The sequence below is a fragment of the Bradyrhizobium sp. URHC0002 genome (genome assembly GCF_054059515.1).
Window position 1 is genome coordinate 2,896,105 of the sequence record NZ_JBSSCF010000001.1, and the last position, 23,759, is coordinate 2,919,863.

Annotated in this window: 30 protein-coding genes; 19 read left to right on the forward strand and 11 right to left on the reverse strand. The window is 63.2% G+C overall.

Annotation, left to right across the window (positions count from 1 at the left end):
* Nucleotides 1-55 precede the first annotated feature (55 nt).
* The 3 genes from ACVWVY_RS13925 (at nt 56) to ACVWVY_RS13935 (ending at nt 2,563) form a co-directional block, all read left to right on the forward strand.
* Nucleotides 56-988, forward strand: a complete 933-nt coding sequence (locus ACVWVY_RS13925; protein WP_456626885.1) for a cupin-like domain-containing protein — start codon at nt 56-58, stop codon at nt 986-988.
* Between the two features lie 12 nt (nt 989-1,000).
* Nucleotides 1,001-2,188, forward strand: coding sequence for a GNAT family N-acetyltransferase (locus ACVWVY_RS13930; protein ID WP_456626886.1), 1,188 nt, complete (start codon nt 1,001-1,003; stop codon nt 2,186-2,188).
* Nucleotides 2,189-2,368: 180 nt separating this feature from the next.
* Nucleotides 2,369-2,563 carry a hypothetical protein gene (locus ACVWVY_RS13935; protein ID WP_456626887.1) on the forward strand — a complete coding sequence of 65 codons (195 nt, stop codon included), beginning with the start codon at nt 2,369-2,371 and terminating at the stop codon, nt 2,561-2,563.
* A gap of 91 nt (nt 2,564-2,654) precedes the next feature.
* Here ACVWVY_RS13935 and ACVWVY_RS13940 read toward each other — a convergent pair whose 3' ends face one another.
* The 5 genes from ACVWVY_RS13940 to ACVWVY_RS13960 all read right to left on the reverse strand — a co-directional run bounded on the left by ACVWVY_RS13940 (nt 2,655) and on the right by ACVWVY_RS13960 (nt 6,153).
* Entirely contained in the window at nt 2,655-3,602 is a 948-nt protein-coding gene (locus ACVWVY_RS13940) for a DUF5996 family protein (RefSeq protein WP_456626888.1), read from the reverse strand.
* A 59-nt stretch (nt 3,603-3,661) separates the two neighbouring features.
* Entirely contained in the window at nt 3,662-3,886 is a 225-nt protein-coding gene (locus ACVWVY_RS13945; protein WP_456626889.1) for a hypothetical protein, read from the reverse strand.
* Nucleotides 3,879-4,478 (reverse strand): NAD(P)H:quinone oxidoreductase, encoded by a 600-nt coding sequence (gene wrbA / locus ACVWVY_RS13950; protein WP_456626890.1) that lies wholly within the window; start codon nt 4,476-4,478, stop codon nt 3,879-3,881. The genes ACVWVY_RS13945 and wrbA overlap by 8 nt, the downstream gene beginning before the upstream one ends.
* Nucleotides 4,479-4,628: 150 nt before the next feature.
* On the reverse strand, nt 4,629-5,327 hold the full coding sequence (locus ACVWVY_RS13955; RefSeq protein ID WP_456626891.1) for a pirin family protein: 699 nt from the start codon (nt 5,325-5,327) through the stop codon (nt 4,629-4,631).
* 73 nt (nt 5,328-5,400) lie between these two features.
* A complete protein-coding gene (locus ACVWVY_RS13960) occupies nt 5,401-6,153 on the reverse strand; it encodes an SDR family NAD(P)-dependent oxidoreductase (protein WP_456626892.1) in 753 nt (250 codons plus the stop codon).
* 115 nt (nt 6,154-6,268) lie between these two features.
* Between ACVWVY_RS13960 and ACVWVY_RS13965 the strand changes: the two genes are divergently transcribed.
* The 3 genes from ACVWVY_RS13965 (at nt 6,269) to ACVWVY_RS13975 (ending at nt 8,874) form a co-directional block, all read left to right on the forward strand.
* The gene (locus tag ACVWVY_RS13965) at nt 6,269-7,177 is read left to right on the forward strand and encodes a LysR family transcriptional regulator (protein WP_456626893.1); all 909 of its coding nucleotides are present in this window, start codon (nt 6,269-6,271) and stop codon (nt 7,175-7,177) included.
* A gap of 186 nt (nt 7,178-7,363) precedes the next feature.
* Nucleotides 7,364-8,353 (forward strand): tripartite tricarboxylate transporter substrate binding protein, encoded by a 990-nt coding sequence (locus ACVWVY_RS13970; protein WP_456626894.1) that lies wholly within the window; start codon nt 7,364-7,366, stop codon nt 8,351-8,353.
* 125 nt (nt 8,354-8,478) lie between these two features.
* On the forward strand, nt 8,479-8,874 hold the full coding sequence (locus ACVWVY_RS13975; RefSeq protein ID WP_456626895.1) for a hypothetical protein: 396 nt from the start codon (nt 8,479-8,481) through the stop codon (nt 8,872-8,874).
* On the opposite strand, the gene ACVWVY_RS13980 is transcribed toward ACVWVY_RS13975, so the two are convergent.
* Genes ACVWVY_RS13980 through ACVWVY_RS13995 form a run of 4 tightly spaced genes read right to left on the reverse strand, consistent with a single transcriptional unit; the run spans nt 8,856 to nt 11,846 of the window.
* Nucleotides 8,856-9,356: a YbaK/EbsC family protein gene (locus ACVWVY_RS13980; RefSeq protein ID WP_456626896.1), complete on the reverse strand. Its 501-nt coding sequence runs from the start codon at nt 9,354-9,356 to the stop codon at nt 8,856-8,858. The genes ACVWVY_RS13975 and ACVWVY_RS13980 overlap by 19 nt on opposite strands.
* 1 nt (nt 9,357) lies before the next feature.
* On the reverse strand, nt 9,358-10,104 hold the full coding sequence (locus tag ACVWVY_RS13985) for a haloacid dehalogenase type II (protein WP_456626897.1): 747 nt from the start codon (nt 10,102-10,104) through the stop codon (nt 9,358-9,360).
* Nucleotides 10,101-10,922 carry a dienelactone hydrolase family protein gene (locus tag ACVWVY_RS13990; RefSeq protein ID WP_456626898.1) on the reverse strand — a complete coding sequence of 274 codons (822 nt, stop codon included), beginning with the start codon at nt 10,920-10,922 and terminating at the stop codon, nt 10,101-10,103. Before ACVWVY_RS13990 ends, ACVWVY_RS13985 begins: the two co-directional genes overlap by 4 nt.
* Nucleotides 10,923-10,961: 39 nt before the next feature.
* Nucleotides 10,962-11,846 (reverse strand): amidohydrolase family protein, encoded by an 885-nt coding sequence (locus ACVWVY_RS13995; protein WP_456626899.1) that lies wholly within the window; start codon nt 11,844-11,846, stop codon nt 10,962-10,964.
* 104 nt (nt 11,847-11,950) lie between these two features.
* Between ACVWVY_RS13995 and ACVWVY_RS14000 the strand changes: the two genes are divergently transcribed.
* The 5 genes from ACVWVY_RS14000 to ACVWVY_RS14020 all read left to right on the forward strand — a co-directional run bounded on the left by ACVWVY_RS14000 (nt 11,951) and on the right by ACVWVY_RS14020 (nt 14,463).
* Entirely contained in the window at nt 11,951-12,427 is a 477-nt protein-coding gene (locus tag ACVWVY_RS14000; RefSeq protein ID WP_456626900.1) for a MaoC family dehydratase, read from the forward strand.
* 14 nt (nt 12,428-12,441) lie between these two features.
* Nucleotides 12,442-12,891, forward strand: a complete 450-nt coding sequence (locus tag ACVWVY_RS14005) for a MaoC family dehydratase (RefSeq protein WP_456626901.1) — start codon at nt 12,442-12,444, stop codon at nt 12,889-12,891.
* Nucleotides 12,892-13,116: 225 nt separating this feature from the next.
* Nucleotides 13,117-13,242, forward strand: coding sequence for a type B 50S ribosomal protein L36 (gene ykgO / locus ACVWVY_RS14010; RefSeq protein ID WP_002718645.1), 126 nt, complete (start codon nt 13,117-13,119; stop codon nt 13,240-13,242).
* 180 nt (nt 13,243-13,422) lie between these two features.
* A complete protein-coding gene (locus ACVWVY_RS14015) occupies nt 13,423-14,022 on the forward strand; it encodes a hypothetical protein (RefSeq protein WP_456632208.1) in 600 nt (199 codons plus the stop codon).
* A gap of 159 nt (nt 14,023-14,181) precedes the next feature.
* Complete coding sequence (locus ACVWVY_RS14020) at nt 14,182-14,463, forward strand: hypothetical protein (protein ID WP_456626902.1); 282 nt, start codon at nt 14,182-14,184, stop codon at nt 14,461-14,463.
* Nucleotides 14,464-14,512: 49 nt separating this feature from the next.
* On the opposite strand, the gene ACVWVY_RS14025 is transcribed toward ACVWVY_RS14020, so the two are convergent.
* Complete coding sequence (locus ACVWVY_RS14025) at nt 14,513-14,692, reverse strand: hypothetical protein (RefSeq protein WP_212417885.1); 180 nt, start codon at nt 14,690-14,692, stop codon at nt 14,513-14,515.
* A gap of 263 nt (nt 14,693-14,955) precedes the next feature.
* On the opposite strand from ACVWVY_RS14025, the gene ACVWVY_RS14030 reads away from it, so the two are divergent.
* Complete coding sequence (locus ACVWVY_RS14030) at nt 14,956-15,918, forward strand: alpha/beta fold hydrolase (protein ID WP_456626903.1); 963 nt, start codon at nt 14,956-14,958, stop codon at nt 15,916-15,918.
* A gap of 192 nt (nt 15,919-16,110) precedes the next feature.
* Nucleotides 16,111-16,404 carry an antibiotic biosynthesis monooxygenase gene (locus ACVWVY_RS14035; protein WP_456626904.1) on the forward strand — a complete coding sequence of 98 codons (294 nt, stop codon included), beginning with the start codon at nt 16,111-16,113 and terminating at the stop codon, nt 16,402-16,404.
* Nucleotides 16,405-16,452: 48 nt separating this feature from the next.
* Here ACVWVY_RS14035 and cycA read toward each other — a convergent pair whose 3' ends face one another.
* Complete coding sequence (cycA, locus tag ACVWVY_RS14040; RefSeq protein ID WP_456626905.1) at nt 16,453-16,845, reverse strand: cytochrome c-550 CycA; 393 nt, start codon at nt 16,843-16,845, stop codon at nt 16,453-16,455.
* 230 nt (nt 16,846-17,075) lie between these two features.
* On the opposite strand from cycA, the gene ACVWVY_RS14045 reads away from it, so the two are divergent.
* The 6 genes from ACVWVY_RS14045 (at nt 17,076) to ACVWVY_RS14070 (ending at nt 23,759) form a co-directional block, all read left to right on the forward strand.
* Nucleotides 17,076-18,569, forward strand: coding sequence for an FAD-linked oxidase C-terminal domain-containing protein (locus tag ACVWVY_RS14045; protein ID WP_456626906.1), 1,494 nt, complete (start codon nt 17,076-17,078; stop codon nt 18,567-18,569).
* Nucleotides 18,570-18,581: 12 nt separating this feature from the next.
* Nucleotides 18,582-19,820, forward strand: coding sequence for an FAD-binding protein (locus ACVWVY_RS14050; RefSeq protein ID WP_456626907.1), 1,239 nt, complete (start codon nt 18,582-18,584; stop codon nt 19,818-19,820).
* A complete protein-coding gene (gene glcF, locus ACVWVY_RS14055) occupies nt 19,817-21,139 on the forward strand; it encodes a glycolate oxidase subunit GlcF (RefSeq protein ID WP_456626908.1) in 1,323 nt (440 codons plus the stop codon). The genes ACVWVY_RS14050 and glcF overlap by 4 nt, the downstream gene beginning before the upstream one ends.
* Before the next feature lie 224 nt (nt 21,140-21,363).
* Nucleotides 21,364-21,732, forward strand: a complete 369-nt coding sequence (locus ACVWVY_RS14060; protein WP_456626909.1) for a histone — start codon at nt 21,364-21,366, stop codon at nt 21,730-21,732.
* 417 nt (nt 21,733-22,149) lie between these two features.
* Complete coding sequence (locus ACVWVY_RS14065) at nt 22,150-23,178, forward strand: TorF family putative porin (protein WP_456626910.1); 1,029 nt, start codon at nt 22,150-22,152, stop codon at nt 23,176-23,178.
* 68 nt (nt 23,179-23,246) lie between these two features.
* Nucleotides 23,247-23,759: an HPP family protein gene (locus ACVWVY_RS14070; protein ID WP_456626911.1), complete on the forward strand. Its 513-nt coding sequence runs from the start codon at nt 23,247-23,249 to the stop codon at nt 23,757-23,759.

Genomic DNA, 23,759 nt, shown 5'->3' on the forward strand with positions numbered 1-23,759 from the left:
CGATTTCGGGACAGCCGGAATGGGCGGGCCAGGCAACGGAAGCAGGAGCGCGGCGATGACGGGCAAGATCTTCAGCAAATGGGATGAGACGCATTCCGAGCTTTGGAGCCACCAGCCGATCCGGCTCGAACACGAGATGCACAAATCGCCGGCGTTCTCGATGGACGAGCTCGCGCAGCTGATCGAAAGCTATCCGCGCGAGCACTACAGCCTGGTGAAGACCGGCGCCAAGGGATCCAGCCACGTGTGGCGCGAGGGCGACATCGGCAGCCTCTCCGGCCGGCAAGTCATCGAAGCGATTTCCAGGGGCGGCCTCTGGCTCAACATGCGCGACGTCGGCGCGGTCGACAGCCGTTACCGCAAGCTGATCGACAGGATGTTCGAGGAGATTGCGGCCAAGGTTCCTGATTTCGTGGTGCCGAACCACCAGGCCGGCATTCTGATCTCCTCGCCGGATGCGCAGGTCTATTATCATGCCGATTTGCCGGGGCAGGGGCTGATCCAGATCGCAGGCCGCAAACGGGTCTACGTCTATCCAAACACCGCGCCGTTCATCAAGCCGCAACACCTCGAGGACATCGCGCTGTTCGACGTCGAGGTCGATCTGCCCTACGCGCCCTGGTACGACGGGCATGCGCAGGTGTTCGACCTCGAACCCGGCCAGATGCTGAACTGGCCGCTGAACGCGCCGCACCGCGTCGAGAACCTCGGCACCGTCAACATTTCCATGACGGTATCCTACGGCAACGACGATATCCGCCGCGCCCAGATCGTCCACCTCGCCAACGGCCTGCTGCGTCATCGCTTCGGCTACACGCCGAAGACCAGCAATCTGCGCGGGCCGTCGTTCTTCGGCAAGAAGGTGCTGCAGAAGCTCGTTCGCGACAGCAAGTGGGTCAAGCGCGAGCGCAACGCCCGCCGTGCGATCGATTTCCGCCTCGACGCCACTGAGCCCGGCAGGATCGTCGATCTCCCGAAGGCGGCATAAGCCGCAACGCCGATGACGGTGCTGACGACCAGTGCGGGGCAATTGGCGGCGCGTTCAACCAGCCGCGCGGCCGGATTCCGTGTCGAGTTGCTGCGCGACTGGAAACAGGCGGTTGCGCGCTGGCGCGACATCAGCCCGTCGACGCCGTTCCAGCATCCGCAGTGGTATGACGCATGGTACGCCGCTTTCGCCGGTGCCGAGGGCGTGGTGCCTTTAATCGCTGTTGTCACGGATGCATCGACCGGTGAGCCGGCGATGCTGCTGCCGCTGATCCGCCGCCGGCAAGACAAGATCGCAACCGTCGAATTCGCCGATCTCAACCTGACCGACTATAACGCGCCGATCCTGGGCAGCGCTGCGCCGCGTGATGCCAAGGCGATGCGCGCGCTGTGGCGCAGCCTGCAGGCGGCGCTGCGCCGCATGCCTGAGGCGGCCGATCTGATCCGCCTCCGCAAGGTGCCTGTCGATCTCGATGGCAAGCCCAATCCTTTGGCCCTGCTGAACACCGCCGGTCCATGCTTGCTCAACGGCAATCTCGTCACCACGGGCGAGGATTACGACGCCTGGCGCTACACGCTGGAAAAGACCGTGCGCAAGGAACTGGAGCGGAGTTGGCGCGTATTCACGCGCGATCCGGCTGCGTCCTTTGCGATCATCACCGATACCAGTGAAGCGCTGCGGATTCTGTCCATCACGGAGGTTCAGCAGGGCACGCGGATGCAGAACCTCGGGCGCACCTACGTCCTGAATGACGAGGCCAGCGCGGCGTTCTATCGCAACCTGGTGCGTGATGGCGTCGATAACGGCTATGCGCTGGTCTCGGTGCTCGCGGTCGGCGACGAGGTCGTGGCGACGCTGCTCGGCGTCAGGACCGGCTCACGCTATGTGATGATCCGCATCAGCAATGCCGGCGAGAAATGGTCGAACTGTTCGCCGGGCCGGTTGATCATCGAGCGCACCATGGCGGCCCTGCACAGGGATGGCGTGCGCGCGTTCGATTTCTCCGTTGGCAACTACGCCTACAAGCGCCGTTTCGGCGTGACGCGGTTGCCGCTGGTCGACATCAGCGCCGCCTTGAGCTGGCGCGGATGGCCTTATGGCGTACGCGATCATATGGTGCGCGCAGTGCGCAACTATCCGCGGCTCGATGCCTGGCTGAAACGCGCCCTCGGTAAGTCATTGTCCCGCGAAGAGAATTGACGCGTTGCGGCTGGAGTTCCACGGCGATGCAAATCTGTCACATACGCCGGGATTGTGGGGACGTTCTGCCTGTGTTCGCGAGAGTTCATGATCGCCTGCGCGCGAGAGGCGTACGCTCCGCTTCGGGTCAGGACTACTGGTGAATGCTTTCTTGGGTGGTCTTTCTTGGGGAGAGCCGACATGCCAGCCTATATCCATCAGCACGACGATACCGAACCGGCCTTCGTCATCTGTCCGAGCTGCGTCGGAATTCCGATGTATGTGCGCGACGTCGAGCCGCATTGGAGCATGGCGAAGATCGACTTCACGTATGAATGCGCCGACTGCGGCGCAGAGGTTCGCCAGACCGTCGTGAAGCCGGAATTGCAGCACTAAGTCTCGCAGGGGGGGCAACGGGGCGGTGCGCCGTGCCCACCTTCCCATCGGGGATGGTGGGCACGCGCTTCGCACACCCTGCGAACCTAATTCAAACCTGTCGCACCACGCCCGGCTTGCCCGGATCGCAGTCCAGCGCGTCGCGGTCCCACTTCCCTGCGATCGCCGCGGCATCGTAGGTGCTCTGCAGGAAATCGAGCAGCGCCTTGTCGGGATCGGCAGCCGTGCGCACGGCATCGTAGGGCAGGATGAACTCGCCGAGTGCTTCGCCGAAGAACGCCGCCTCCGGCCGTACCTTCGCCGCGCGGAAGCCCGATGGCTCGGGATAGGCATAGGAATAGAACGCAGGATAATCGATCGCGCCACTGCCTGGCCAGAAGCCGGCGCTGCTGACTTCGTGTGAATAGGCTTCATGGGCGACCGCATCGGGCAAATTCGGCACGCCGCCCGGATGGCGCGGCGCACGACGGCCTGAGAAGCGCGTTACCGCGAGATCGAAACTGCCCCAGAAGAAATGCACCGGGCTTGCCTTGCCGAGGAAGCCGGTGCGGAATTGCTTGAAGACGCGATCGCAGTTAACGAGGATTTGCAGGAAGCGCCGGACGGCATCGGGATCGTAGGAGGCATGCGCGCTATCCAGCGAGAACCGCACCGGATCAGGCAGTTCGTTCGGCATCTCGTCGATCCTAACGGCAATGCCGAGCTCGGCAAGTGCGGCAAGCGTGGCCGCGTAGAAGCTGGCAACAGAATGACCCGCCAGCGCAAAGTGCCGCTGCGCGCCGTCGCTGGTCGAGATGCGCAAGCGATGGTCGATGAAATCAAAATCGATCTGAAACGTTCGCGCACCGTCAGGCATTGGCGAAGTCGTCAATCCGCGCGGCGTGACGTAGAGCGTCACATGCCAGGAATGATTGAGCCAGGGCGATTTGGTCAGCCGGATCTTGCCGACGATCTGGGTCCAGAGCTGCAGCGTCGCACAGGTGTCACGCCACGCCGCCGTCGGCAATTCCGGCCACGGGCCGTGCGAATTGTTACTCATGCCAGAACCCTGCGTGCCTGCCGTGAAGGCAGAAGGCGTATCACGAATTCACGGCGCCTTCAGAAAGCGCGGCTCACGATTTCGTGCATTCCGAACAGCGCCGCTGCCCGCGCGAGGCGCGATAAAGGCTCCTGCACCACCAGCGCCGCGCCATGGCCTGCAGCGGCCGGCGTGCCAGTTGAGCGATAAAAAGAATTTCGACCATCACTGAATTCATTGTCTCCTGCGGAGACAAATATGGCGGCATTCCCGAATGAGAATGCCGCCCTTGTCGCATCAGCCATGCAGTTTGCTGGCGGTCTCCGCGATCACGCGTCCTTGATAGCGTGCGCCGGCGAGTTCGTTTTCGCTCGGCTGGCGACTGCCGTCGCCGCCGGTGATCGTGGTGGCGCCGTAGGGCGCGCCGCCGGTGATTTCGTCGAGCTTCATCTGGCCGGCGAAGCCGTAGTTCAGGCCGACGATGGTCATGCCGAAATGCAGCAGGTTGGTGATGATCGAGAACAGCGTGGTTTCCTGCCCGCCGTGCTGGGTCGCGCTTGATGTAAAGGCGCCGCCGACCTTGCCGTGCAGCGCGCCCTTGGCCCAGAGGCCGCCGGCCTGGTCGAGGAAGTTCGCCATCTGCGAGGCCATCCGGCCAAAGCGGGTGCCGGTGCCGACGATGATCGCGTCGTAATTGGTGAGGTCCTCGATCTTCGCGATCGGAGCGGCCTGATCGAGCTTGTAATACGAAGCCTTGGCGACCGCTTCGGGCACCAGCTCCGGCACGCGTTTGATGTCGACGGTGGCACCGGCGTCGCGCGCGCCCTGGGCGACGGCATTCGCCATCGCCTCGATGTGACCGTAGGCGGAGTAATAGAGCACGAGTACTTTGGCCATGATGGTTTTCCTTTGAGTTTGAAGCTGGGTTGTTTGTCTTGAGGTGTCATTGCCGGGCTTGACCCGGCAATCCATCGTCGTTGAAAGAGTCACGCGAAGGGGATGGATGGCCGGGTCAAGCCCGGCCATGACGGTTTGGGGGTTGAGGCCTTACGCCGCGTCGACCAGCACCAGTTCGGAATCTTCCAGTGCGGTAATCGTCAGCTTCGCCTCGTTGCGGATCGCGGCACCATCGCGGGCGTTGACGCGCACGCCGTTGACTTCGACGCTGCCGGCCGCCGGCACCAGATAGAGGTTACGCGCCTTGTGCGGTTCGTATTCCGCGCTCTCGCCGGCCTTCAGCGTGGTGGCGAGCACCCGCGCATTGGCGCGGATCGGCAGCGCATCCTTGTCGCCGTCAATGCCGCTGGCGATGGTGACAAGCTTGCCGGAGCGATCCGACTTCGGAAACGGTTTTGCGCCCCAGGTCGGCTGGCCGCCCGTTGTCGTCGGCTCGATCCAGATCTGGAAGATCTTCGTCTTCGAAGGTTCCAGATTGTATTCGGAATGACGAATGCCGCTTCCGGCGCTCATCACCTGCACGTCGCCGGCTTCCGTCCGGCCCTTGTTGCCGAGCGAGTCCTGGTGCGTGATCGCGCCTTCGCGGACATAGGTGATGATTTCCATGTTGGCGTGGGGATGGGCGGGAAAGCCGGTGTTCGGCGCGATCTCGTCATCGTTCCACACCCGCAGCGCGCCGTGGCCCATATTGTCGGGGTCGTAATGGCTGCCGAACGAGAAGTGATGCTTTGCTTTCAGCCAGCCGTGATCGGCGCTGCCGAGCTTTGCAAATGGTCTGAGTTCGATCATGGGAATGTTCCTTTGTTGAGTTTTCGCGATGTGCGGGGCGCGGTGCGCCCGGCCTTGTGTCTCGTGGTTTCAGTTACGCGCCGAAGCCGCCATCGACGTTGAGCACCGTGCCGGTCACAAACGAGGCTTCGGGGCTCGCGAGGAACAGCACGCCGGCCGCGATCTCTTCGGCGGTGCCGAAGCGTTGCAGTGCGTGCTGGGCGCGCTGGGCTTCGGCGAAGTCGCCGCCGTCCTTCGGGTTCATGTCGGTGTCGATCGAACCCGGCTGCAGCACGTTCACGGTGATGCCGCGCGGTCCGAGGTCGCGCGATGCGCCCTTGGAGTAACCGACGATCGCAGCCTTGGTGGCGGCATAATCGGCAAGACCTGGGAACGAAGCGCGGGTGGCAATGCCGGAGCCGATCGTGACGATGCGGCCTCCGTCACCCATCAGCTTCGACGCGGTGCGGATCGCTGATATCACGCCGTGCACGTTGATCTCTTCCTGGCGGGCGAGAGCTGCGGTGTCGGTATTGGCGTCATCGATCGCGCCGCCGACGGCCACGCCGGCATTGTTGACGAGGATGTCGAGCCGTCCAAAATCCTTGGCGACGTTCTTCACCAATTGATCGACATCGGCAGAGGAGGCCTGGTCGGCCTTGTAGGCGCGGGCATTGACGCCCTTGGCTTTCAATTCGGCGACGACGGCCTCGGCCTTGTCGGGGGAAGCGACATAGCTGATGGCGACATTGGCGCCTTCTGCTGCGAGGGCGCGGGCAGACGCCGCGCCGATGCCACGCGAACCGCCGGTGACGAGAGCTACCTTGCCCGAGAGCTTCTTGGTCATTGGATTTCTCCGTTGCTTGAATTCCGATGGCCCTTGGATATGCCGTCCGCCGTGGTATAGAAATAGAAACTATTGAAACTCATTGTTTCCACAATGAGCCTTGAAGGCGATCCGAATGTCAAAGCTCCCGGATTTCGAGGCGCTCGCGATTTTCGCAAAAGTCGTGGAATTACGGTCGTTTGCAGCCGCCGCAACCGAACTGGCGCTGTCCAAGGCCACGGTGTCCAAGGCGGTCAGCCGGCTGGAGCAGCGGCTCGGCGCGCGGCTGTTCAACCGCACCTCGCGGCGGCTGGCGTTGACCGATGCCGGGCACAAACTCGCCGAGCGCGCGACGCAGTTATTGGCCGATGGTGAGGCGGCGGAAAACGAGGCGTTGTCGCAATCGGTGGCGCCGCGCGGGCTGGTGCGGCTCGCCGTGCCGATGACGTTCGGCGTGAAAGCTGTTGCGCCGATCCTGCCGGCATTTCTCTCAGCCTATCCGGAAGTCTCGATCGATCTTCATCTGAGCGACGCAACCGTCGATCTGATCGGCGAGGGCTTTGATGCCGGCCTGCGCATCGCACGACTGCCGGATTCCTCCCTGATCGCGCGACGGCTCTGCGCGATGCCGCGCTACACCGTGGCCGCGCCGTCATACCTGAAGCGCCACGGCAGGCCGACGCATCCGATGCATCTCGCGGAGCATAAATGCTTCGGCTACGCCTATCTCTCGACGGCAGGTGTCTGGCACTACACCAACGCGGCCGGCGAGCAGGCCAGCGTCCGTCCCGCAGGCCAGCTCCGCGTCAACAATGGCGAGGCGGTGTTGCCGTCGGTCATCGCCGGCCTCGGGATCGCCGACCTGCCAGACTTCATCGTCGGCGACGCCATCGCGTCAGGCGAAGTCGAGGTGATCCTGAAAGGCTGGCATCAGCCCGAAGGCGCGGTTCATCTGGTCACCCCGCCCGGCGGCCCGCGGCCTGCGCGCGTGGAAGTGCTGGCGGATTTTCTGGCAAAGCATTTTGCGAAGGCGAAGAAGCGGTGAGGTCTCGTAGGGTGGGCAAAGCGAAGCGTGCCCACCGCTGATGAGCGCGGCCGGAAATTCGTTGAACGCACACAATGAGCACCAACGCCCGCAAGATGGTAGGCACGCTGCGCTTTGCCCACCCTGCGATTTGAGGCTAGGCTGCCACCAACAACCAAAACAAAACGACCGGGGAGACAACCACCAATGAACCGCCGCGAACTCCTGAAGGCCGCCGCCGCATTGCCGCTCGCGCAGACCGCGCTCCCCAATGCCGCTTTCGCGCAGGCCCCATACCCCTCGCGCAACGTCACCATGATCGTCCCTTTCCCGCCGGGCGGGCAGGCCGATCTCGCGGCGCGGCCGATCGCGCAGGCGCTGGAGCGGATCCTCGGCAAGCCTGTGATCGTCGACAACCGCGCCGGCGGCGGTGGCGGATCGGTCGGCAATGCGGCGGCGGCGCGTGCCGAGCCCGATGGTCACACGCTGCTGATGACGCTGTCCTCGCTTGCGGTGCTGCCGGAAGCCGACCGGCTGTTCGATCGCCCGGTGGCGTATGAGGTCTCGCAGTTCGCACCGGTCGCGCGCGTGCTCGCCGATCCGACGCTGCTGGCCGTGCCGGCGTCGGCGCCCTGGAAGACGCTGCAGGAATTCGTCGATGACGCCAAAAAACGTCCCGGGCAGATTCCCTACGGCTCGTCGGGTCCATACGGCACGCTGCACGTGGCGATGGAGATGTTCGCGGCGAGCGCCGGCATCAAATTGCTGCATGTGCCGTTCCGCGGCGCCGGTCCCGCGCTGACCGCGCTGCTGAGCGGCACGGTGCAGGCGATGGCGTCGGCGCCGGGGACGCTGAAGCAGCAGGTCGATGACGGCAAGATGCGCGTGCTCGCCAACTGGGGCGCGGAGCGCGTCAAGAGTTTCCCCGATCTGCCGACTTTCAAGGAGCTCGGCTACAAGGATGTCGAGTTCTACATCTGGGCCGGACTGTTCGCGCAGAGCGCGCTGCCGGCGCCGATCATGACGCAACTGCGCGAAGCGATGGCGCAAGCGGTGAAGGCGCCGGAGGTGGTCAGGACTTTCGAAACCGCCGGCAGTCCCGTCGCCTATCAGGACGCGCCGGAATTTTCAAAATTCGTCGCGGAAGACAGCGCACGGCTGGTCGCGGCGGTGAAGAAGATCGGCAAGGTCGAATAGCGGAACCCGCTTCACATTTTTTTGTTTGCACCAACGTCGCGTGGCCGCATTCATTCGACAGGCTGAACGCTGTCGCCGCGCGGAGTTCCGCGTCAACTCGAAATCGAAACGAAAGGACGTGATCCATGCGAACGCAGCGGATTGTCCTCGGCCTTGCAATCGCGATCGGCGGCGTCGCGCCCGCGTTGTCGCAAGAGTATCGCGGAACCTGGGAACAGCAGATGGCGTGCACGCCCGATGTCTGGCGTCTTTGCAGCGATCAGGTCCCGGACGTCAGTCGCATCGTGGCGTGTTTGCGGCAAAATGCGCCGCAGCTCTCAACCAATTGCCGTGCGGTGTTCGAATCGCAGGCCGACGCGCAGCCCGCGCCGCGCGGACAGCAAAACGCGCCACGCGTCCGCGCCCCACAGTATGGGCAGCCGCAGTATGGCCCACAGTATGGACAGCCGCAGTATGGGCAGCCGCAGGGGATGCGGCCGCGCCCGATGCAGCCGCCGCCGTATTATGAGGACGACGAATAGGCCGGCGCTTCCGGCGCGGGCCTGAGTTCGCAAACGTCGACCCATTCGGCTCCGGTCAGTTCCGCCATGCGCGCCGGCGTGATTTTCACCGCGCTATGGGTCGAGCCAGCGGCCGGCACCACGACGTCGAACGCTTTCAGCGAGACGTCGCAATAGATCGGCAGCGGCGTCTTCAATCCGAACGGGCAGACGCCGCCGACTTCGTGCCCGGTGATCTCGGCGACTTCCTCGAGGCCGAGCATCTTCGGCTTTCCCCCGAACAGCGCCTTCACCTTCTTGTTGTCCATCCGCGAGGTGCCGGCAGCCACGATCAGCACCACGCGCTCGCCGATCCGCAAGCTCAGCGTTTTTGCGATCCGCGCCGGCTCGACGCCGTAAGCTTCGGCGGCCAGCGCTACGGTGGCCGAACTCATCTGGGATTCGATCACGGAGATATCGGGCGCCTTTTCTGCGAAGAAGGCGCGGACAGACTCAAGACTCATTTCAGGACCTTATGCCAGACACCAGGGCGGGGAGCTCGGCGAGGCCGTGGATGCGATGATCGGGCACGACGCCGAGTTTATCCATCTGGGTACGCAACGCCCAAAACATCGTCAATGGCGGCAGTGTCTCGCTTTCGAGGCAGGCCAGCGCCATCGCTTCCGGTGTCACCCGCTCGATCCAGGCGACGTTGAGCCCGAACGCCTTGGCGCCGCAGGCGTCCCAGGGATTGGCCGAGATGAACAGCACCTCGGCGGGCGGCACGTTCAGCACCTCCTCGATCAGCGTGTAGGCCTCTGGACTGGGCTTGAAGATTTTCTTCGCATCGACGCTGATGACCGCATCGAGCACGCCGTCGAGCCCGCTGTTGCGCACCAGCGCGTTGAGCATATCGGGGCTGCCGTTGGACAGGATCGCGAGCTTGCGGTCCTTCATCGCCGAAAGTGCTGCGAGCGCATCCGGATAGAGATCGAGATGCAGATATTTGTCGATGATGCGCGCAAAGCTGTCGTCGGCATATTGCAGCCCGAGGCTATCAAGCGTGTAAGCGAGCGAGTCGCGCGTCACGTTGGAGAAATCGCGGTAATGCCGCATCAGCGAGCGCAGCCAGGTGTATTCGAGCTGCTTGATGCGCCAGACCTGGGTGATGATGTCGCCATAGCCCGGAAACGCGTCCTCGGTGACGTCAGCCACCGACTGGACGTCGTAAAGCGTGCCATAGGCGTCGAACACAACGGCTTTGATGGTCACTGTCCCTGCACCTTCTCGCCGATCGTCGCGCCGAGAAATTCGCGAAGCGCCTCGGACGATTGATCCGTTGCCGACTGGTTGAATTCGAGGTGGTGGTCCTTGACCGGATCCTTCGGATCAGGCGCGTCGAAGGCATGATAGGCGCCGGGAAGGACGATCAGCTTGACCGGCGCGCCGCGCTCCTGCCGTGAAATCCCCCAATCGTCCCGGCCGTTCACCAGCTTGCGGCACTCCTCGGCCGGCGTCCAGTCGTCGAGTTCGCCGATCAGGATCAGCGTCGGCGCGATCATGTTGCCTTTGAATTTGCTGCACGGTGGATAGAAAGCAACCGCAGCGCGGAACTTGTCTGGCGATGCTTCTTCCAGGGAGCCACGTTCGACAGACATGAGCGCCGTCGCGCCACCGCGTGCGAAGCCCAGCACGGCGACGCGGGCGGGATCGACTGACGGAAGGCGTACCAGAAAGTTCAGGGCCCGGTAGGGATCCCGGAGCAGTTCGTCCGGGGTCGTGTTGACGCAGCTATCGATGCCGCGCGGACCGAGACTATCCACTGTCAGCGTCACGTAGCCCCATGACGCGATTCGCTTTGCCCAGCGTTGGTCGGTCCGTTGCCAGTTTCCGCTGCAACTGTGCAGCAATATAACGGCAGGCGAGGGACCCGCGGCGTGGGTTGGTCTCAGGTAACCCTGGAGCGGATGTGAACTGGCAAGTGGCGTCTCGATTTCGACGACGATCGGCAGCGTGTCAGCCGCAAGGCAATCTGCCGCGCTTCCGATCAGAAGCGCGGTGACGAAGACGATATTGGCGAGCTTCGCCACGCACCATCCTCTTGCTCAGCAGTCTGCCAGCGAGGCGCATTATATACCCAAAATCTTCCGCGCGTTGGCCTTCAGCACCTTCGGCCTGATTTCCTCACGAATGTCGAGTTTTGCAAAATCCGCCAGCCAGCGGTCCGGCGTAATCACCGGCCAATCCGAGCCGAACAGCATCTTGTCCTGCAAAATCGAGTTGATGTAGCGCACCAGGATCGGCGGAAAATATTTCGGCGACCAGCCGGAGAGGTCGATATAGACGTTCGGCTTGTGGGTCGCGACCGACAGCGCCTCTTCCTGCCAGGGGAAGGAAGGATGCGCCAGGATGATCTTCAGGTCGGGGAAATCCGCCGCCACATCGTCCATATACATCGGGTTGGAATATTTTAAGCGCATCCCCATGCCGCCGGGCATGCCGGAACCAACGCCGGTCTGGCCGGTGTGAAACAGCGCGATCGCGCCGCCGTCATTGATCGCCTCGTAAAGCGGATAGGCCATGCGGTCGTTGGCGTAGAAACCTTGCATGGTCGGATGGAATTTGAAGCCGCGGACGCCGTATTCCTCGATCAGCTTCTTCGCCTCGCGCACGCCGAGCTTGCCCTTGTGCGGATCGATCGAAACGAAGGGGATCAGGACGTCGAGATTGTCGGACGCGACTTCCAGCATCTCGTAATTGTTGTAGCGGCGGAAGCCGGTCTCGCGCTCGGCGTCGACCGGGAAGATCACCGCCGCGATGTTCTTGGAGCGGTAATAGGCCGCGGTTTCCGGCACGGTCGGCGGATGCTTGTGCGGCGATTTGAAATAGTCCGCCATCCGCTCCTGGAAATCGTCATAGCCGTCGTCGCCATGCATGCCGCAGGGCTCCTCGGCGTGGGTGTGGATGTCGATCGCGACGACTTTTTCGATATCGGGCAGTTTGAGCTTGGGCATTGGGCTTCCCCGACGGCTTGATTTTTGGGTCTGGAAAATTGATTATACTATATAACAAATTCCGCAAGGCGGCAGAAGCAAAAGAGCAAGAACAGGAGCGTAGTATGGCGCAAGCGGAGGCCTTCGAAACCGACTTCTGGAAAGACGCCAATTTGCGAAAGCTCTGGGACGACATCGTTCCCGGCGAGCCCCGCAAGACCATTCCCTACACGCTGACCAAAGAAGCCATCGAACTGTACTGCAAATCGGTCGGCGAGGATCATCCGATCTATTTCGACGAGGCCTATGCGAAGACCACGCGTTATGGCGGGCTGATCGCGCCGCCCTCGATCCATATCCTCCTGATGTTTTCCTGCACGCCGGCGGACGACTGGATGCGCTCGCCGGGAACCGTCAATGCCGGCCAATCCTGGAGCTACAACATCCCGGCGCGACCGGGCGACGTCATCACCTTGCAGGCCCGCGCGCTCGACAAGTTCATCAAGCGCGAGCGGCTGTTCGTGGTGCACGACAACGTCTTCTTCAACCAGAAGGGCAATGTAATCTGTTCCGGCCGCGGCTGGACGATTCGGCCGATGTGAGAGGGGAGCGATCAATGCCTGCCACGTTCGACAGTCTCTCCGCCGGCGACGTCATCGACGGCCCGAAATTCGCCGTCTCGCGCGAATCCATCCGCCTGTTCTGCGATGCCTCGCTGGACTACAACCCGCTGCATCTCGACGACGACTACATGAAGGGCAATTTCGGCAAGACCAATTTTGGCGGCATCATCATGCACGGCATGAACAATTTCGGGCTGATCTCCCGGATGCTCACCGATTGGGCCTGCCCTGCCGGCGCGGTCCACCGGCGGCTGGAGACGCGGTGGGTCAAGCCGGTCCGGCCCGGCGACACCATCCAGCCCTCAGGAATCATCAAGGCCAAGCAGACGACTGAAAAATCCCGCTGGGTTTTGATCGACGTGGTGGTGAAGAACCAGCGCGAGGAGAAGGTCGCGACCGGCGAGGCCCTGGTCGAATTCCCGCGCGATCTGTTTTGCCAGTGATTCCCAGGCGTTCCACCAGGCATCAATCCGCCCGGCGTTAGGTCCGGAACGGGACGGATGGGCCCGAAAACGGTCCCATTCGCATTGACATTCGGTGCCGCCATGGCTTAGAAACCGCCCCGTCCCGGGCGGTTGGCCGCTTTCGGGATAAATCCCATTTTGCCACTTTCGGGTAGCTCAGGTTCGGCCTTCAACACGGCCTTTCAAAGCATCAGGATTGTTCCCATGAAGGTCCGTAACTCGTTGAAATCGCTGCGCGGCCGTCACCGCAACAACCGTCTGGTCCGCCGCAAGGGCCGGGTTTACGTGATCAACAAGGTGCAGCGCCGCTTCAAGGCCCGTCAGGGTTAAGCCGCGAAGGTTGAGCCGCCGGGGTCAAGCCCCGGGCGCCGAGCCCGCTTTTTCTTCTTCATTTCACATGTCTTTGACGACGTGCCGCTTTGCGGCGCGATTTTGCGCGTCTAGACTTGGCCCATGCTTTTGAGATTCCCGGGCGCCCGTAACTGCCGGATCGTGGTTCTCGCTGCTGTCATGGCAGCCGCGCCGGTGACCGCCTTTGCCCAGAACAACACCCAGGTCGTCCCCCCGCCGAAAGCCCAGAAGAAATTGCCGGAAGCGCCGAGCAAGCTTCCGAAGGTCGGTGCCGACCGCACCCGTGGGCTGGATTTCCTGTTCGGCGCACTGAAGGCCGCCCCCGATGAAGCCAGCGCCAAGCATGTCGAGGCGCGGATCTGGGCGCTGTGGATGCAGACCCCGAGCGACACGGCTGCGCTGTTGATGCTGCGCGCCAAGGCCGCCATGGATGCGCAGAAGGCGGACGTCGCGCTGAAACTGCTCGATGCCCTCGTCAAGCTGCGTCCCGACTATGTCGAGGCATGGAACCGGCGCGCGACGCTGTATTACCTGAAGAACGACTACGCCCATTCGCTGGAGGACATCCGGCAGGTGCTGATACGCGAGCCCCGGCATTTCGGCGCGCTGGCCGGGCTCGGCATGATCATGCAGGACATCGGCGACGAAAGGCGCGCGCTGGAAGCGTTCCGCAAGGCGCTGGCCGTCAATCCGCATCTCGAAAAGGTGCCGGAACTGGTCAAGACGCTGACCGAAAAGGTCGAAGGCCGCGATATCTGATTACGAGCATGATCCGGAAAAGTGGGTAGCGGTTTTCCGATAAGATCATGCTCAATCAAGAAGATCGCGGTTAACCCTGATTCCCGACGACATACTTCAGGCAGGAACGCCGCGCCGCGCACGGGTTATTATTGGCTGACTGCGTTACAGGAGCGAGCCATGAAATCATTGCTGCTGGTCGGCGGGATGATTGTCGCGACCGGAACCTGCGCCTTCGCCCAAGGTGGCTATTGGGTGGTCGGCAACAGCGCGACCGGCAAATGCGAGATCGTCACGAGCAACCCCGTCATCAACGCCCAGGTCGGCGGAAACATCTGGTTCGGAACCGGACCGTATCAGTCGCTCAACGACGCCAAGCTGGCCCGTTCGACCATCCCTCAATGCCCCGCGGTGGAAGAACCGCCCGCACAGACGCAGGGTGACGAGAACAAATCCGATTAGAGCGTTTTGGAGCCGTTTCGCGTCGGGAAAACGCGTCGGCCCAAAGGCTCTAATGTACGGCGTTGCTGCCGCGCGCCATGCCGTCGAGGCCTACCGCCGCGTAGAACTGCGCCAGTTCGGCCTCAAGCTGCTCGTTTACTCGCAGCAGGGCCTTGAGGGCGCCGCGGATGTCGCCATTGCAACTCGCTACGATCTGATCGATGGCGGCTTCGCTTGCGTCGGAAATCATGGGTACTTCTCCGATTTTACGCTGGAACAACTTGCAGTGAGCGCCCCTGCTCCTGTGGATGTTGGGTAAAGTGAGGCGCCCGACTAACCCCCTAATCAGGCACGGCCACACATGGCGAAAGTGTCAGCGCCAATGTATAAATTTGTCGATGACATCATTATGACCCCGCTATCCACAGAATCGGCACCCTGTGGACAACCTCCGAAACCCGCGCCGATCCGGGCCGTAGCTCGCTGGTGCAGAAAATCAGCCGGAAATCCTCGATGGTGGTGGTGATTTTCGTGGCGGTGCTGGCAGTGCTGGCGCTGGTCACGCAAGCCGGCGTCTTTCTCAGCGAACGGGCCCATCCGGCCCAGGGCAGGATGGTCGAGGTCGAGGGCGGGGCCCTGCACGTCGTCGATATCGGTCCGCGCGATGCGGCCGGTCCGCCGATCGTGATGCTCCATGGCGCGAGTTCCAATCTCGAAGTGATGCGGCAGCCGGTCGGGGAACGGCTTGCCAGGAAGCACCGCGTGATCCTGATCGACCGTCCCGGGCATGGCTGGAGCACCCGCGCCCGCCTCGAGGACTCGACGCCCGAAATTCAGGCCCGCATGATCGCCGACGCGCTGGCAAAGCTCGGCGTCAAAAGCGCGATCTTTGTGGTGCATTCCTGGGCCGGGGCGCTGGGGACACGCATCGCGCTGGATTATCCGCAAGCCGTCGCTGGTCTCGTGATGCTGGCGCCGGTGGCTTATCCGTGGCCCGGCGGCATCGCGCGTTACAACAGGCTGATTGCAACCCCGGTGATCGGCCCGCTATTCGCCTACACCGTCACGCTGCCGCTCGGCCTCCTGCTGGCGGAACCGGGCGCGCGCAGCGTGTTCCTGCCGCAAACCATGCCGGATGGATTTGTCCGGAACACCGCCACGCCGCTGTTGCTGCGGCCGCGCGAATTCATCGCCAATGCACACGATCTGGTGACGCTGAAGGCCTCGGTCGCCGAGCAGGCGCCGCGTTATGCGGAGATCAAGGCGCCGGTCACCATCATTACCGGCGAGGCCGACAAGACGGTGTCGACCAACATCCACTCACGGCCGTTTGCGGCTACCGCGCCGAACGTAAAACTGATCGTGCTGCCGGGCGTCGGCCACATGATCCAGCAGGCCGCGCCCGATCTCGTCATGGCGGAAGTCGAGGCGATGATCGGCGGCGTGGCGTCAACTACGGCCGCGGCGGCCCATTGAGACATGCGGGAGCCCGGTTTTTTGTCGCCGTGCGGATTTTTGCGCGGGTCAAAGGGCGATAATGACGGCGCACGTGGCTTGACGGCTGCAGATGGGATACGATCGACGCGCGCGGGATTCCGCTGCTCGCCCCGCTCGGGATGAATGTTTGAGGGATGCGAACTGGGCAGCCGACCTTCGAGGGAGAGCGCCATGTACGCTGCCATTCGTCAGGGCAAGGCCAAGGCCGGCAAGGCCGAGGAACTCACACGCAGGATCAAGGAAGGCGCGATACCCGTCATCAGCGGGGTCGAGGGCTTCATGGGCTATTACGTGGTCTATGCGCCCGACGACACGGTGATCGCGATCAGCTTGTTCAACAACTTCGCGGCTGCCGAGGAATCCAACAAGCGCGCGCTGGCGTGGATCGAGCACGATCTGGCGCCACTGTTGACCGGGCCGGCCACCGCGATGGCCGGGCCCGTGATCGTCCATACGCTGCCTTGATGCGGCGAGCGCTGTCGTCATCTCACCCTCCAGGGGAGGGTGAAGAAATCACTTGGCCTTGCCGTCCTTGTCGAACGAGGAGACGTAGGCCCAGAGGTCGCTGGCCTCTTTCTCGTTCTTGATGCCGGCGAACACCATCTTGGTGCCGGGAATCTTCGCCTTCGGCTCCTTGATGTATTCGAGGAACACGTCCTTGTTCCAGGTGATGCCGGAATTCTTGTTGGCATCCGAATAGGAGTAGCCTTCGACGCTGCCGGAGTGGCGGCCATCGAGCCCGTTCAGCACCGGGCCGACCTTGTTCTTGGCGCCTTCGCCGATCGCATGGCAGGCAAGGCATTTGTTGAACGAGGTTTTGCCGGCGGCGGCGTCCTGCGCCAGCGCGCCCGATGCCGCGGCCAATGAGGTAACGACAACCAGCGCGCCCAAAATCGGTGTTTTCATGTGGTGCTCTTCGTTTCTTCCCAAGTAGAGAGGTGGATTTCTTGTGGCAGGCCCGTTTGGGTTGGACAAGCCACGAAACCTTGACAGGTTTCATCATTGCAGACTTGTCCCAGAGAGAAATGGTCGTGTGAAGCGTCGCAATCCAGCCTTCGGGTGGCCTACCCAAACCATGGCAGACGTGCTTGATTTGCCACCACAAATCGTTAATTCGCGGGGCTTGGAGAACTCGTATGGCCATCATGATGCCGGCTTCCGATCAGGCGGTTCTGGAGCGCCGGGGTGCCATCGTTGCAGCTCTTCGGGCGATCGTGCCGGGCGAGGGCGTAATCGATAGTGCTGCCGAAATGGTCCCTTACGAGTCCGACGGCCTGATGGCCTATCGGCAACCGCCGATGGTCGTAGTGCTGCCCGACACCACGGAGCAGGTCTCTCAAGTCCTGAAATATTGCTGCGAGCAGGGCATCAAGGTGGTGCCGCGCGGCTCCGGCACGTCGCTATCCGGCGGCGCGCTGCCGCTGGCGGACGGCGTGCTGCTGGGCTTAAGCAAGTTCAAGCGCATCCGCGAGATCGATTTCGACAACCGCGTCGTGGTGACCGAGCCCGGCGTCACCAACCTCGCCATCAGCCAGGCGGTGGCGCATGCCGGATTCTATTACGCGCCCGATCCGTCGTCGCAGATCGCCTGTTCGATCGGCGGAAATGTCGCGGAAAATTCCGGCGGGGTGCACTGCCTGAAATACGGCATGACCACCAACAACGTGCTGGGCTGCGAGATCGTGCTGATGTCCGGCGAGATCCTGCGCATCGGTGGCAAGGCCGCGGAGAACTCGGGCTACGACCTGATGGGCATCATCACCGGCTCGGAAGGGCTGCTCGGCGTCATCACCGAGATCACGGTGCGGATCCTGCAGAAGCCGGAGACCGCCCGCGCCCTGATGGTCGGTTTCGCCGAGGTCGAGGCCGCCGGCGAATGCGTGGCTGATATCATCGGCGCCGGCATCATTCCGGGCGGGATGGAGATGATGGACAAGCCGGCGATCCACGCCGCCGAAGCCTTCGTCCATGCCGGCTATCCGCTCGATGTCGAGGCGCTTTTGATCATCGAACTCGATGGTCCGAGCGTGGAAGTCGACGAGCTGATCAAGCGCGTCGAGGCGATCGCGCAGGCCTGCGGTTCGACGACCTGCCAGATTTCGACGTCAGAGGCCGAGCGCAATCTGTTCTGGGCCGGCCGCAAGGCGGCATTCCCGGCGGTGGGCCGGATTTCGCCCGACTATCTCTGCATGGACGGCACCATTCCGCGCGGCGCGCTGCCGAAGGCCCTGGCGCGCATTCGCGACCTCTCGGCGAAATACGATCTGCGCGTCGCCAATGTGTTTCACGCCGGCGACGGCAATCTGCATCCCCTGATCCTCTACGATGCCAACCAGCCCGGTGAGATCGAGCGCGCGGAAGCCTTCGGCGCCGACATCCTGCGCGCGTGCGTCGAATTCGGCGGCGTGCTCACCGGCGAACATGGCGTCGGCATCGAGAAGCGCGACCTGATGGGCGAGATGTTTTCGGAAGTCGACCTCAACCAGCAGCAGCGGCTGAAATGCGCCTTCGACGCGCAGGGGCTGCTCAACCCCGGAAAAGTGTTTCCGACCCTGCACCGCTGCGCCGAACTCGGCCGCATGCATGTGCACGGCGGCAGACTGGCGTTTCCCGATATTCCAAGATTTTGAAGCAGGGCGTGCGTGGATACTCTCAAGGTACGTGACGCCAGGGACGTTGAAGAGGTGGTGCGGGCGGCGATCGCCAGCGAGCAGCCGCTTGAAATCATCGGCCATGGCACCAGGCGTGCGATCGGCCATCCGATGGCGACCAACGCGGTGCTCGATCTCTCCTCGCTCAACGCGGTCTCCGCCTACGAGCCGAACGAGCTGATCATCACGGTGCAGGCGGGTGCACCGCTCGCCGACGTGCAGTCGCTGATCGATTCCAAGAACCAGCAATTCGCCTTCGAGCCGATGGACACTTCCGTGCTGCTGGGCGTGTCCGGCAACGGCACCATCGGCGGCATGATCGGCGCGGGGCTGGCCGGTCCCCGCCGGATCAAGGCCGGCGGCGCGCGCGATCATCTCCTCGGCGCGCATGCCGTGTCCGGCTTCGGCGACAGTTTCAAGACCGGGGGCAGGGTGGTGAAGAACGTCACCGGCTACGATCTCTGCAAGCTGTTGGCGGGGTCGTGGGGCACGCTGGCAGTCATGACGGAAGTGACCTTGAAGGTGATGCCAAAGCCGGAGAGTGAACGCACGTTGAGGCTGCTTGGGCTCGATGCCGTCACCGCCAACCGGGCGATGACCGCGGCGCTGGGATCGCCATTCGATGTCTCGGGGGCGGCGCATGTGCCGAATTCAGCGTTCCGCGCCGGTGTGGGACCGCTGGCGGAGCTCTTACCGCCGCCTCAGACGGCCACACTGCTGCGGCTCGAGGGCATCGCGGCATCGGTTGCGGCACGCGCCGACTCGCTCGCGAAGGTGCTCGCGCCATTTGGTGGGGTAGACGTTCTTACAGACACAGGCTCTGCGGCGGTCTGGAGCACGATCCGTGACGTCCGGCCGTTCGCCGTGGGCGGCGAAATCGGGGCGTGGCCGGTATGGCGGATCGTGTGTCCGCCCACGTCCGGCGGCGCGCTCGGTCAGGCCCTGGCGCGCGAGACCGGCGGCGATGTGATCTACGACTGGGGCGGCGGCCTGATCTGGGCGGCGCTGCCGCCGAAGCCGGACGCGCAGACGGCCCTGGTGCGCCAGCGCACCGAGGCGGTGGGCGGCCACGCGATGCTGATACGGGCGCCCGAGCAGGTTCGCCGCGAGGTCGATGTATTCCACCCGCAAGCCGGCGGGCTCGCCGCCTTGAGCGAACGCGTGCGCCACAGCTTCGATCCCCGGATCGTGCTCAACCGCGGCCGGATGCTGCGCAGGACCGCGACATGAAAACCGAATTCTCGCTCACCCAGCTCGCCGACCCTGACATCGCTGAAGCCGACAAGATCCTGCGCGCCTGCGTGCATTGCGGCTTCTGCACCGCGACCTGTCCGACCTATGTGCTGCTCGGCGACGAGCTCGATAGCCCGCGCGGGCGGATCTACCTGATCAAGGAGATGCTCGAAAAGGACCGCCCGCCGACCGCGGAGGTGGTCAAGCACATCGACCGCTGCCTGTCCTGCCTTGCCTGCATGACCACCTGTCCGTCCGGCGTGCACTACATGCACCTGGTCGATCAGGCGCGGGTCCGGATCGAGCGGGACTATTCGCGGCCGCTGACCGAACGGGCCCTGCGCGCGGTGCTGGCGCTGGTGCTGCCGCGGCCCAAGCTGTTTCGCGCCAGCATGATCATGGCACGGCTCGCCCGGCCGTTTGCGGCCCTGCTGCCGGCGTCAAGGGCGGCGGCGACGCCCGGTCTGCTGCGGCGGATCAAGGCGATGCTGGCGCTCGCGCCGAACGGCCTTCCGGCGCCTGGACCCTCGGGCGGCAGCGTCTTTGCGGCCATCGGCGAGCGGCGCGGGCGGGTCGCGCTGCTGCAGGGCTGCGCCCAGCAGGTGCTGGCGCCGCGCATCAACCAGGCCGCCATCAATCTCCTGACGCGCCACGGCATCGAGGTCGTTCTGGTCAGGGACGAGCAATGCTGCGGCGCGCTCACCCATCACCTCGGGCAGGACGGCGACGCGCTGGCGCGGGCCCGCGCCAACATCAACGTGTGGAAAAAGGAAGCGGAACAAGGTGGCCTCGACGCCATCCTGATCACGGCATCGGGCTGCGGCACCGTCATCAAGGACTATGGTTTCATGCTGCGCGAGGATCGCGATTTCGCTAGCCCTGCAGCGCAAATCTCCGCGCTGGCAAAGGATATCACGGAGTTTCTCGGCGGCATTGAACTCGCGCCAACGACGCAAAAAGGCGACGTCACAATCGCCTATCACTCGGCATGTTCGCTGCAGCATGGACAGAAAATCACAGGCCTTCCGAAAGAATTGCTTTCCAAGAATGGATTCGTGGTGAAAGATGTGCCTGAGAGCCATTTGTGTTGCGGTTCGGCGGGGACCTACAACATTCTCCAGCCCGACATTGCGAGCAGATTGCGCGATCGGAAGATCGCCAATCTTGCGACAGTCAAGCCGGACATGATCGCTGCAGGCAATATTGGATGCATGGTTCAAATTGCCGGCGGTACGTCAGTTCCTGTGGTGCACACGATTGAGCTTCTCGATTGGGCGACAGGAGGTCCAAAGCCTGGATCGATCGGCCAGGATTGAATTGATCGATCGGCCTAAGGGCATGATCCGGAGCGTCTGCCCCGCATGTGGATGGCGGGATCGGCATCCGGTTTCCCCGGGACCAAACGCGAAGCGTTTGCCCGGAGATCACGCCCCGACAAGGGATGGAGCGGGAGGGCACTTCCAGGAAGTGTCGCCCCGGTCTGGCCCACGGACTATTCGAAGCGCTCGACAGACATGGACAGCGGCAACAGGAGGACCAGATGGCGAAGAAGAGTAAGAAGGCGAAGAAGGCCAAAAAGGCCAAGAAGGCCGTAGTGGCGAAGAAGAAGTCCGCCAAGAAGGCGTCGAAGAAAGCCGCGAAGAAATCGGCGAAGAAGGCTGCCAAGGGCGCAAAGAAATCCGCCAAGAAGGCCGCCAAGAAGTCAAAGGCGGCTGCCCCGAAGAAGGCCGCCAAGAAGAGCGCGGCGAAGAAACGGAAGGCGGCCAAGCCCGCCGCTCCCAAGGCGGAGCCCGCGATGGCCGCGCCCGAGCCGGAAGCCGAGCCCGCACCGGCGCCGAGCTGGGCTAGCCCGGAATCGTCCAACTCCTCGTGGGGAGCCGGCTCGTCCAATGGCGGTGACCACAACTAGACGGTCGCCTGCGGAACAACGTTTCGGAAAGGCCGCAGCGTCCAGCGCTGCGGCCTTTTTCGTGTGGGCTGTCCTTAAGTTTGCGCGGTCGACCGAAGGCGTGTTTTCCCGGGGGTGGTTGATTCGTAAAAAGCATCCTCCGGCACGTCGCCCGCCGCCCCATTTTCCAGTTTCAATTGGCGGCCGGCGGCACCAAAACCCCTAAAATAGTTGTGGGAATGCAACACACGCGGAGAACATTTATCGGAACGGCCAGAACGCCTAAAAAGGCGGCACATGCTTGCCTTTTTTGCTTCACGATCGTGATGCCGCAGACCACTGTGTGACCACGTTAAGACATTTGGCCGCAGTCGGTTGTCGTTTGCCCTTGGGGGGTGCCGGAACGGGACTGTCAATAAGGGTGGAATGGGGATCGTCATGAAGAAAGTGGCTTTGTTAGCAACGGCGCTGGCATTGGTATCGGGTTCGGCTTTCGCTGCGGATATGCCTGTGAAGGCCGTCAAGGCCCCGCCGCCGCCGGCATTCGATCCCTGGGATTTCGCCTTCGGTGGTGGCATCACCAACGACTACATCTTCCGCGGCATCACCCAGTCCAACCACAAGCCGTCGGTCAACGTCTATTTCGAGCCGCGCTACAACGTCACCAAGGACTTCCAGCTCTATGTCGGCGTGGGCGGTGCGAGCATCTCGTTCCCCAACCGTGCCGCGGCTGAAGTCGACGCCTACGGCGGCGCGCGCCTGACGGTCGGCCAGTTCGCCTTTGACGTCGGCGCCTGGGGCTACATGTATCCGGGCGGCACCTGCCAATACGGCGCAGCCAACGCATTTCCGGGTGGGACTGATGCCGCCGGCGTTCCGCTTAGCGGCGAATGTCTGCAGAACGCGCTCGTAAACAGCAACGTTCTGAAAAAGGACGTCAGCTTCGTCGAGGTCTACGGCAAGGTGAACTACACCTTCAACGACAACTTCTCGATGGGCGGCAACGTCTATTATACGCCGAGCTTCCTCAACAGCGGCGCCCCGGGCACCTATGCTTCGATCGTCGGCAAGGCGATTGCCCCGAGCACCTGGTTCGGCGCCAGCGGCATCGGCATGTATGTGTCGGGTGAGTTCGGCCGCCAGTGGCTGGGCACGACTGACTCGTTCTACGGCACCGCGCTGTTCCCGAACGGCATCAACTACGCCGACTACAACACCTGGAACATCGGCATCGGCTTCACCTACAAGGTGTTCACGCTCGACTTCCGCTATTCCGACACCAACCTGTCGAAGGGTGATTGCAACGCCTTCACCAGCGACTTCTCGGCTCGCGGCAACCTCAACGGCACCAACCTCGGCACGTTCGTGACCCCGATCAATCCGTCGGGCGTCGGTTCGAACTGGTGCGGCGCCGCCGGCATCGTCAAGCTCTCGGCTGACCTGACCGCGTTGACCAACCTGAAGTAAGATCTTCTCGTCGAAGACGAGGGGGGCGGCAGAGCGATCTGCCGCCCCTTTTCTTTTGGGTGGCGCAGATGAAACAGGATTGGCGGCGGAGCTTGCGGAATGCGATCGTCCGCAACGATCACCGCAACGTCGCGGCGGGCGCGGTCGCGGGCCTCGGCGGCGCCATCGCCATCGGCGTGATGGAGCTGTTCTCGTTCGCCGCGCATTATCCGCTCGCGGTGATTCCGTTCGCCACTTCGATCGTGCTGGTGATCGGATCGCCGGATGTGGAGCCGGCGCAGCCGCGCGCCTTGATCGGCGGTCATCTGATATCGGCGCTGGTCGGCCTTGCCGTGCTTAAGCTGACCGGGCCGCAAGCCTGGGCCGCGGCCGCAGCCGTCGGCCTTTCCATTCTGGCGATGTACGTGACCGGGACCTTTCACCCGCCGGCGGGCATCAACCCGCTGCTGGTGGTATCAGGCAATCTGCCATCGACGTTCCTGCTGGCGCCGGTGCTGGCCGGCGCGCTGCTGTTGACCGCGTTCTCCTATGTCTGGCACCGCGGGGTGCGCCGCCAGCCATGGCCGCGGCGCTGGCTGTAG